9 protein-coding genes are annotated in these 7,840 nt (G+C 40.6%); 1 reads left to right on the top strand and 8 read right to left on the bottom strand.

Features of this window, described 5'->3' with window-relative positions; genetic code table 11:
• Positions 1-293, top strand: a 293-nt coding sequence (locus QZ620_RS12620) for a TusE/DsrC/DsvC family sulfur relay protein (protein WP_295182230.1), incomplete at its 5' end; no start/stop codon positions are given.
• Here QZ620_RS12620 and cobA read toward each other — a convergent pair.
• The 8 genes from cobA to QZ620_RS12660 form a co-directional block, all read right to left on the bottom strand.
• Positions 280-1,023, bottom strand: a complete 744-nt coding sequence (gene cobA, locus QZ620_RS12625; protein ID WP_295182232.1) for a uroporphyrinogen-III C-methyltransferase — start codon at positions 1,021-1,023, stop codon at positions 280-282. The genes QZ620_RS12620 and cobA overlap by 14 nt on opposite strands.
• Positions 1,016-3,109: a HEPN domain-containing protein gene (locus QZ620_RS12630; RefSeq protein ID WP_295182234.1), complete on the bottom strand. Its 2,094-nt coding sequence runs from the start codon at positions 3,107-3,109 to the stop codon at positions 1,016-1,018. The genes cobA and QZ620_RS12630 overlap by 8 nt, the downstream gene beginning before the upstream one ends.
• 159 nt (positions 3,110-3,268) lie before the next feature.
• Complete coding sequence (locus QZ620_RS12635) at positions 3,269-4,513, bottom strand: GTP-binding protein (protein WP_295182236.1); 1,245 nt, start codon at positions 4,511-4,513, stop codon at positions 3,269-3,271.
• A gap of 13 nt (positions 4,514-4,526) precedes the next feature.
• Positions 4,527-5,426, bottom strand: a complete 900-nt coding sequence (gene cysD, locus QZ620_RS12640) for a sulfate adenylyltransferase subunit CysD (RefSeq protein WP_295182238.1) — start codon at positions 5,424-5,426, stop codon at positions 4,527-4,529.
• A gap of 10 nt (positions 5,427-5,436) precedes the next feature.
• A complete protein-coding gene (locus QZ620_RS12645) occupies positions 5,437-6,066 on the bottom strand; it encodes a phosphoadenosine phosphosulfate reductase family protein (protein ID WP_295182241.1) in 630 nt (209 codons plus the stop codon).
• An 86-nt stretch (positions 6,067-6,152) separates the two neighbouring features.
• Positions 6,153-6,410, bottom strand: coding sequence for a DUF2061 domain-containing protein (locus QZ620_RS12650; protein WP_089661410.1), 258 nt, complete (start codon positions 6,408-6,410; stop codon positions 6,153-6,155).
• 118 nt (positions 6,411-6,528) lie between these two features.
• Positions 6,529-6,942, bottom strand: a complete 414-nt coding sequence (locus QZ620_RS12655; protein WP_295182246.1) for an Rrf2 family transcriptional regulator — start codon at positions 6,940-6,942, stop codon at positions 6,529-6,531.
• Between the two features lie 33 nt (positions 6,943-6,975).
• The coding region (locus QZ620_RS12660; RefSeq protein ID WP_295182249.1) for an aminotransferase class I/II-fold pyridoxal phosphate-dependent enzyme at positions 6,976-7,840 on the bottom strand (865 nt) is incomplete at its 5' end.

Here is a 7,840-nt window from a genome sequence, read left to right on the forward strand (position 1 = left end):
AGGAAGGATTCTTGCTGAACATCGATGACTGGAGTCCAGGCGTCGCAAAGATCCTTGCACACAACGAAGGCATTGAATTGCAGGATGATCACTGGGCCATTGTCGATGCGACACGAAAATTCTATGAGCAGACCGAAGTGTCGCTGGCGATGCGTCCACTCGTTAAACTCGTGCTCAATGAAGTCGATCCGCTCCTGGGTACCAGCATCGCGCTGATGCGCCTATTCGGTGAATCTCCAGCCAAAATGGTCGCCAAAATTTCCGGCTTGCCAAAGCCGGCTAACTGTTTGTAACTTGTTTTCGCATCTTGAGGGCGACCACCTCACCTATAATGACAACCGTCGGTCCGCTCACCTTCTCTCGGATTGCAATGTCTGCAACAGAATCCAGGCGGCCGATTAAAACCCGTTGCTCTGGCAATGTTGCATTTTCTACCAGGGCTACTGGTCTTTCAGGAGGCGCACCATGGGTGATGAGTCGCTCACAGATTCTCTGCAATCCGACCAATCCCATATAGATAACCAGTGTCTGTCCTGCCTTAGTGAACTCCGGCCAGTCAACGTTGACGGTGTTTTCAACTCGATGGCCAGTGACGAACCGAACAGACTGCGAGGTATCTCGATGCGTCAGAGGAATCCCAGCATAACTCGCCGCCCCTAATGAAGCGGTGATTCCAGGGATCACCTCCACATCAATACCTGCTTGAACAAGGGCCTCGACTTCTTCGCCACCTCTACCATAGATAAAAGGATCGCCGCCCTTCAGTCTAACCACATGACCGCGTTCTAAGGCATACTTTACAATAAGTTCGTTGATCTCGTCCTGTGGGAATCGATGCTTATCTTTCCTTTTTCCGACGAAAATATGCTCAGCTTGTGGGGCGTATTCCAACAAATCACGATTTATTAAAGCATCATATAAAACGACTTTTGCAGATTTTAACGTGTTTAACGCCTTTACTGTGATCAATTCCGGATCACCGGGACCCGCGCCTACTACGGTTAGTTTTGCTGAATTAAACATCCTGTACCTCCTTCGTTCTATAAGCATCTACTCTATTCAGAAATAACTGCGCATCCTCTAAATACTTTCTGGCAAAGTCTTCGCTGGGTTCATGCTGGTTTAACTGGTATGTAAATTCTTTAAAAGTGGTCGCTAGATCGATCTTGCCAGTTTCAACGAATAGTTCATCGAATTGCGCAATGATTCCAGCCTGAGTATTCGTCTTTACATCTTCAGCCAGCAGCAAGGCTTTCGCTGAATTTACTATCGAAGTGTACGCGTGATAGATACTGTCTGCCCAGTCCTTTCGTTCCATCGCAGATTTCGCATTGTCGATCTTCTCTTCACTTTCAAACAACAATGTTGCAATCAGGTCAATAACCACCCCGGCGCATTCCCCTACTCCTACTGCCTTTATGTATGGAGTTTCATGACCCCAGTCCACGAACTCATTTTCGGAAATATTTGAAGTATCTGCCAGATCTTTCAGCAAGTCATAGAAATAGGTTTTCTCTTTACGATCATAGTACTCTACAAATTTTTCCTGCGCTTCTGAATTTGCCTCAAAATCGCTCAGAATGATCCTCAAAGCTTCAGGACCACGTTTACTGGGAACTTTTACAAGTTTATCTGCAAATCTACCCTGACCATTGCCAAGGGTTCCACCACCAAGTAACACCTGAAGTGCCGGTGCGACCGTTTTTCCGACCTTTATAGACATTCCCTGAAAACCAATTTCAGCCATATTATGCTGTCCACAGGCGTTCATACAACCACTAATTTTTATGGTAATATCCTTTCCATTTGTGAATTGCGGATATTCTTCTTTGAGAACATCTTCCAGCACATCGGCAATACCGGTGCTGCTAGCAATACCAAGATTACAGGTATCGGTGCCCGGACAGGCAGTGATGTCTACAGTCTTATTGTATCCAATTTCTGCATAACCCAGTTTTTTAAGTTCAGTATAGAAAAAAGGCAGTAAATCCTTCCTAACGTGACGAATCAAAATATCCTGTCTTAAAGTTAATCTTAACTCGTTACCTGCGTATTTTTTAATTAGATATGCCAGCTGCCTCGCTCCACGAGTATAAAAATCACCAAGCGGCACACGAATTCCAATAGCGAATAATCCTTCCTGCTTTTGAGCAAAAACATTGGTTTGCTTCCAGTTTTCAAATTCTTTCTCATCTTCGATTTCTGCGGAAGGAACCTCAACTTCCTGCAATGCTGGAGCTGCTTCGAATTTTTCAATTTCAAATACCGGTTGCTTCTGCGAAAGTGCGGTTTTTTGCTCATCGACGAGTTCCATAAATGCTTCTTTTCCTATATCTTTCAGAAGAAATTTCATTCTTGCTTTTAGACGTTTAGCTCGTTCTCCATGCCGGTCAAAAACCCGGAGTACACCTTCAATTAGAGGTATGATCTCTTCCGCAGGTAAAAAGTCATATAACTCATCTGCATGCCGGGGTTGTGAGCCCAGACCGCCACCAAGCATTACTTTGAATCCGCGTTTTCCATCCTTCAGCTTGGCGATAAAACCAAGATCATGTATATAACTAAGTGCAGTATCTTCATCTGAAGAAGAAAAGGACATCTTGAATTTTCTACCCATTTCCTGGCAGATGGGATTCCGAAGAAAAAATTGAAAGGCAGCGTGTGCATACGGTGAAACATCGAAAGGCTCGTTGGGATCTATCCCGGCGGTTGGCGAGGCTGTGATATTTCTTACCGTATTACCGCAGGCTTCTCTAAGAGTGACATCATCTTTTTCCAGTTGCGCCCAAAGCTCTGGAGTTCTGTCCAGGCTCACGTAATGGATCTGGATATCCTGCCTGGTTGTGATATGCAGCCGACCTTTGGAATACTCATCTGAAACATTGGCGATCCGGTGTAATTGTTCTGAAGTCACCTTTCCAAACGGTAGTTTTATACGAACCATTTGAACTCCAGACTGTCGCTGTCCATATACTCCGCGTGCCAGGCGCAGACTACGAAACTTTTCTTCATCAGCCTTTCCTTCGCGAAAAAGCCGGATCTTTTTTTCTAAATCCAGGATATCTTTCTCGACAACGGGATTTTCAATTTCAGTTCTGAAACTTTGCATGATCTTGATTATTTAAATGAAAAAAGTCCTTTTAAGAATGACACTTAAAAGGACTTTTTATAACTCAGTTTATAAAATGGACTTCTAAGTATGAGGCGAATAGCACATACACATATTTGATAAAATGTTGAGATTGAAGTGGTTCATTTTTTGGTCATATTATTTTATAAATCCTACTCCGGCCGTGGTATTCGTTTGAGTATCTACCAGGATAAATCGTCCATTTGTTCGATTCGTATTATAACTGTCAGCATAAATAGGTTTACTTAGTTTGATCTTTACGCTCCCAATGTCATTCAGACTCAAAGAAGTTACGTTCTCTTCGGCTCCAAAATTCGAATCAACATGGCTTTCTACTTTATCTATTTTTGCCAGAACACCGTTGGTATTATGTTGTAAAACATATTTTTGGCTCGGAACCAAAGGGCGATTATCCATCCAACAAACCATGGCATCCACAACTTTTGTTTCTACAGGAACCTCTTTGGTCTTCACCAGCATATCTCCTCTGGCGACATTTATATCATCTGCCAGGCTAATAGTTACAGAACTTCCTGCTGGAGCTTCATCAAAAGTTTCTTCGAAAAAATGAATGTCTTTGATTTTGGAAGTCGTCAAGGATGGTAACACGGTTACATCATCTCCTACTCTCAGGCTATTACCATTAATTTTCCCTGCATAACCGCGGTAATCATGAAATTCTTCGGTTTTAGGTCTTATCACTGTTTGAACAGAAAACCTAGCCTGACTTTCTTCCGTAAAATCTTCAGCTTTAAGATCTTCGAGATGTTCCAGTATGGTTTGTCCTTGATACCAGGACATTGCAGTAGATTTTTCGGCAATATTCTCTCCCCATAAAGCACTCACCGGAATAAAGGTGAGTTTCTGATCCTGGAAATCACTTTTACTTCTCAATTCATCAAATTCCGTAATGATGTTATTGAATACATCTTCAGAGTAATTGACAAGATCCATTTTGTTAATAGCGACTATAACTTCTTTGACCCTCAACAAATTATTTATAAAAAAGTGCCGGTACGTTTGTTCGATAACTCCCTTTCTGGCATCAATAAGAATAATTGAAGCTTGTGAAGTTGAAGCCCCGGTGACCATATTCCGTGTATATTCTATATGCCCCGGAGTATCGGCGATGATATAACTTTTCTTTGGTGTTGAAAAGTAGATATGAGCCACATCTATTGTGATCCCCTGTTCTCTTTCTGCTACCAGACCGTCTGTAGCTAGTGAGAAATCCAAATAGTCCAGACCATTTTTCTTACTTACCCTATCAATGGCTTCCAATTTATCTGAAGTTAAAGATTTGGTATCGTAAAGCAGTCTGCCTATGAGCGTACTCTTACCATCATCAACGCTTCCTGCCGTTGCTATTTTTAATACTTCCATTCTCTTCTTTATTTTAAAAATAACCTTGTTGCTTTCTTGTTTCCATGGCGGCCTCAGATCTTTTATCATCGATTCTTGCACCTCTTTCTGAAATAGCTGACTCCCTTATTTCCTTGATAATCTTTTCTACGGTATCTGCTCCAGATTCCACTGCAGCCGTACAGGTTATATCTCCCACAGTTCTAAATCGAACGGTTTTCATTTCTGTAATCTCATGATCGTCTTTGTAAACGTGTTCTGAAGCTGTCCAAATCAACCCGTCTCTTTCAAAAATCTCCCTCTCATGAGCGAAATAAATGGAAGGAATTTCAATCTTTTCAGCATCTATATAACTCCATACATCCAGCTCTGTCCAGTTAGAAATTGGAAATACTCTAACATTCTGGCCCATATCGATACGTCCATTTAGCATATCAAAAACCTCCGGTCGTTGGTTCTTTTCATCCCATTCTCCAAAGTCATTTCTTACTGAAAAAATTCTCTCTTTTGCACGAGCTTTTTCTTCATCCCTTCTTGCTCCACCTATACATGCATCGAACTTATATTCTTCAATGGCACTCAAAAGAGTATTGGTTTGCAATGAATTCCTGCTGGAATACCTGCCTTTTTCTTCAATAGAAACTCCGCTGTCAATATCATCCTGAACTTTTCGTACAATAAGGTTCAGTCCAAGTTCTTCAACTAATCGATCTCTGAACTCGATAGTTTCAGGAAAGTTGTGACCGGTATCTATGTGCATTAATGGAAAAGGAATCTTGGCAGGATAGAAGGCCTTTTGCGCTAAGCGTACCAAAGTGATAGAATCCTTACCGCCCGAAAATAATAGCACGGGATTTTCAAACTGAGCCACAACTTCCCGGAAGATGTAAATAGCTTCGCTTTCTAACGTATTTTGATTTAAGATCGAACTCATTTTTAAACTTTTAGGCGTGTAAACCACACTCTCTATTATCTAATACTTTTGTAGGGTCGAAATATTTGAATTCATTCGGTAGTTTATGCTCTCTTAAATACCCATCTAATTTTTCGTCTGACCAGTGATAAAAAGGACTAACCTTAAGAAGACCGTCTTTACTATAACTTAGAATATCGATGCTATCTCTAAAATTTGTCTGTCCTTTCCTAAGATTAGTAAACCACACATCTGGATTTTGTTCTGCCATTGCTCGCTGGAATGGTTCTAGTTTTACCTGCCTGGTAAATTCATCATGATCTGGAGAATCTACTCCCGGAATACCCTTAAAAAATGCGTCTCTATAAGCAGCAGTTTCTTTTGGTGTATAAAGTTTTACTTTAAGATCTAAATGGTCTATGAGAAAATGAGCATGCTTATAGGTAGGCAGAGTATTGTAACCTGTGTCGCACCAAATTATCTTCATAGAACTTTCTACCTGAGTACAGGCATGTAAGATTGCTGCTTCATAAGGTCTGAAATTGGTAGTAACTACTGGATTATTACTAGATGCCAAGACCCATTGAATTATTTCTGAAGGTGCTACACCCCGTAACTGACTGTTAAGTTTTTCTATTTCTGAATCGCTAAACTTTTTCATCTGTCTTTATGATTTAATTCTGTTCAATTGCGAATAACCAGTTACAATTTTGCATTAGTATTATTTCCGGTTCGCTACTATTAAAGCTAATCTTTGCCATAGGGTATCAAATTCCAAAGCCGTTCGTGACCAAAGTACAGGATCATTTTTGTTACCAGTTCTACAGATCCAATTGCGAGAGCAGTTTCTATTTTTCCAGTAAGAAACCATGCGATCATGACCGTATCCAGGGTTCCAACTATTCTCCAACTAATAGTTTTTAGAATACTTCGAAGCGGTCGTTCTGTAGTCCTATCTTTTTTATAGGTACTTTTTTCTTTAGTTTGATTCAGTAACATCAACATACTCTCTTCATTAAAAACTATAATCCTATCGGTTTACTAGGTTTTAAGCAAAACTAGACTTCGTTTATTTAAACACCAATTTATTTTTAAAAAAAATTTTATTTTAACACCCTTATCATTACCTAAAGGCAATGTCTGCAAGGGTATTTTCTCCAAGTACATTCAACGATGCATCCCTCACCTGTATCATCAATTTATGAACAGAACAGGCGTCTTCATCTGGACAGTCATCGCATTTTTCATAGTAATTAAGACTAACGCAGGGAACCATGGCGATGGGACCTTCCAGCACCCTGATCACCGCGGTCATCTTAATTTCTGAAGGCTTTTTTATTAAATAATAACCTCCACCTTTTCCCTTTTTAGAGCCTAGAAAGCCAGATTTTCTAAGTTGCAGCATAATACTCTCCAGGAACTTCTGAGATATATTCTCACTTTCTGAAATTTCAGAAGCCTGAACAGGAAAATTTTCATCTTTTCGCGCTATATACGTTAGCGCTTTGATACCATACTTGGTCTTTTTGGAAAGCATGAAACGAAAATAAAAAATTTCCGACTGCAAATGCTATTCCTGCAAAGCCTTTTTAAGATCACTAATAATATCTTCCACATGTTCCAGACCCACAGAAATTCTAACCAGGCTTTCTGAAATTCCTACCGCTTCCAACTCTACTTCGCTTAATTTACTGTGTGTTGTGGAAGCAGGGTGAGTCACGATGGTCCTGGTATCTCCTAAATTTGCAGATCTTGAACACATTTCCAGGCTATCTATAAATTTTCTACCTGTTTCCAATCCGCCCTTGATCTGAAATGCCACTACATTTCCTCCCAGTCTCATTTGTTTTTTTGCCACTTCATATTGTGGATGAGTTTTTAAGAATGGATATTTTACGGTTTCAACCTCAGGTATGGACTCTAGAAACTCTGCAACTTTCAGCGCATTTTCACAATGTTTTTCCAACCTTATAGCCAGTGTTTCCAGGCTTTTTGATAAGACCCAGGCATTAAATGGCGATAGTGCCGGCCCCGTATTCCTGCTAAACAGATAGATCTCACGTATTAATGCCCTATTCCCAACGGTAATTCCACCTAGAACCCTGCCCTGCCCGTCCATCAATTTTGTAGCCGAATGTATGACCAGGTCTGCCCCATATTTAATCGGATTCTGTATATACGGGGTGGCAAAGCAGTTATCGATGATCAGGATAAGATCATATTTTCTGGCAATATTTCCGAGTAATTCCAGGTCCAGAATATCCACTCCGGGATTGGTAGGTGATTCTGCAAACAGGATTTTTGTTTCAGGTTTAATCAAACTTTCAATATCTTCCGGAGCATTCACATCGAAATAATCATGTGAAATATTCCATTTTGGAAAATATTTAGTGAATAACCCATGAGTTGAACCAAATACAGAACGAGATGAAACT

This window comes from uncultured Christiangramia sp. (assembly GCF_913046405.1).
Classification (GTDB): Bacteria; Bacteroidota; Bacteroidia; order Flavobacteriales; family Flavobacteriaceae; genus Christiangramia; species Christiangramia marina.

Bases quoted from the DNA above. Each gene is read 5' to 3' on its own strand.
- QZ620_RS12650 (WP_089661410.1), bottom strand. From the start codon at position 6,410: ATGTTGATGTTACTGAATCAAACTAAAGAAAAAAGTACCTATAAAAAA.
- QZ620_RS12655 (WP_295182246.1), bottom strand. From the start codon at position 6,942: ATGCTTTCCAAAAAGACCAAGTATGGTATCAAAGCGCTAACGTATATA.
- QZ620_RS12635 (WP_295182236.1), bottom strand. From the start codon at position 4,513: ATGGAAGTATTAAAAATAGCAACGGCAGGAAGCGTTGATGATGGTAAG.
- QZ620_RS12630 (WP_295182234.1), bottom strand. From the start codon at position 3,109: ATGCAAAGTTTCAGAACTGAAATTGAAAATCCCGTTGTCGAGAAAGAT.
- QZ620_RS12645 (WP_295182241.1), bottom strand. From the start codon at position 6,066: ATGAAAAAGTTTAGCGATTCAGAAATAGAAAAACTTAACAGTCAGTTA.
- cysD (WP_295182238.1), bottom strand. From the start codon at position 5,426: ATGAGTTCGATCTTAAATCAAAATACGTTAGAAAGCGAAGCTATTTAC.
- cobA (WP_295182232.1), bottom strand. From the start codon at position 1,023: ATGTTTAATTCAGCAAAACTAACCGTAGTAGGCGCGGGTCCCGGTGAT.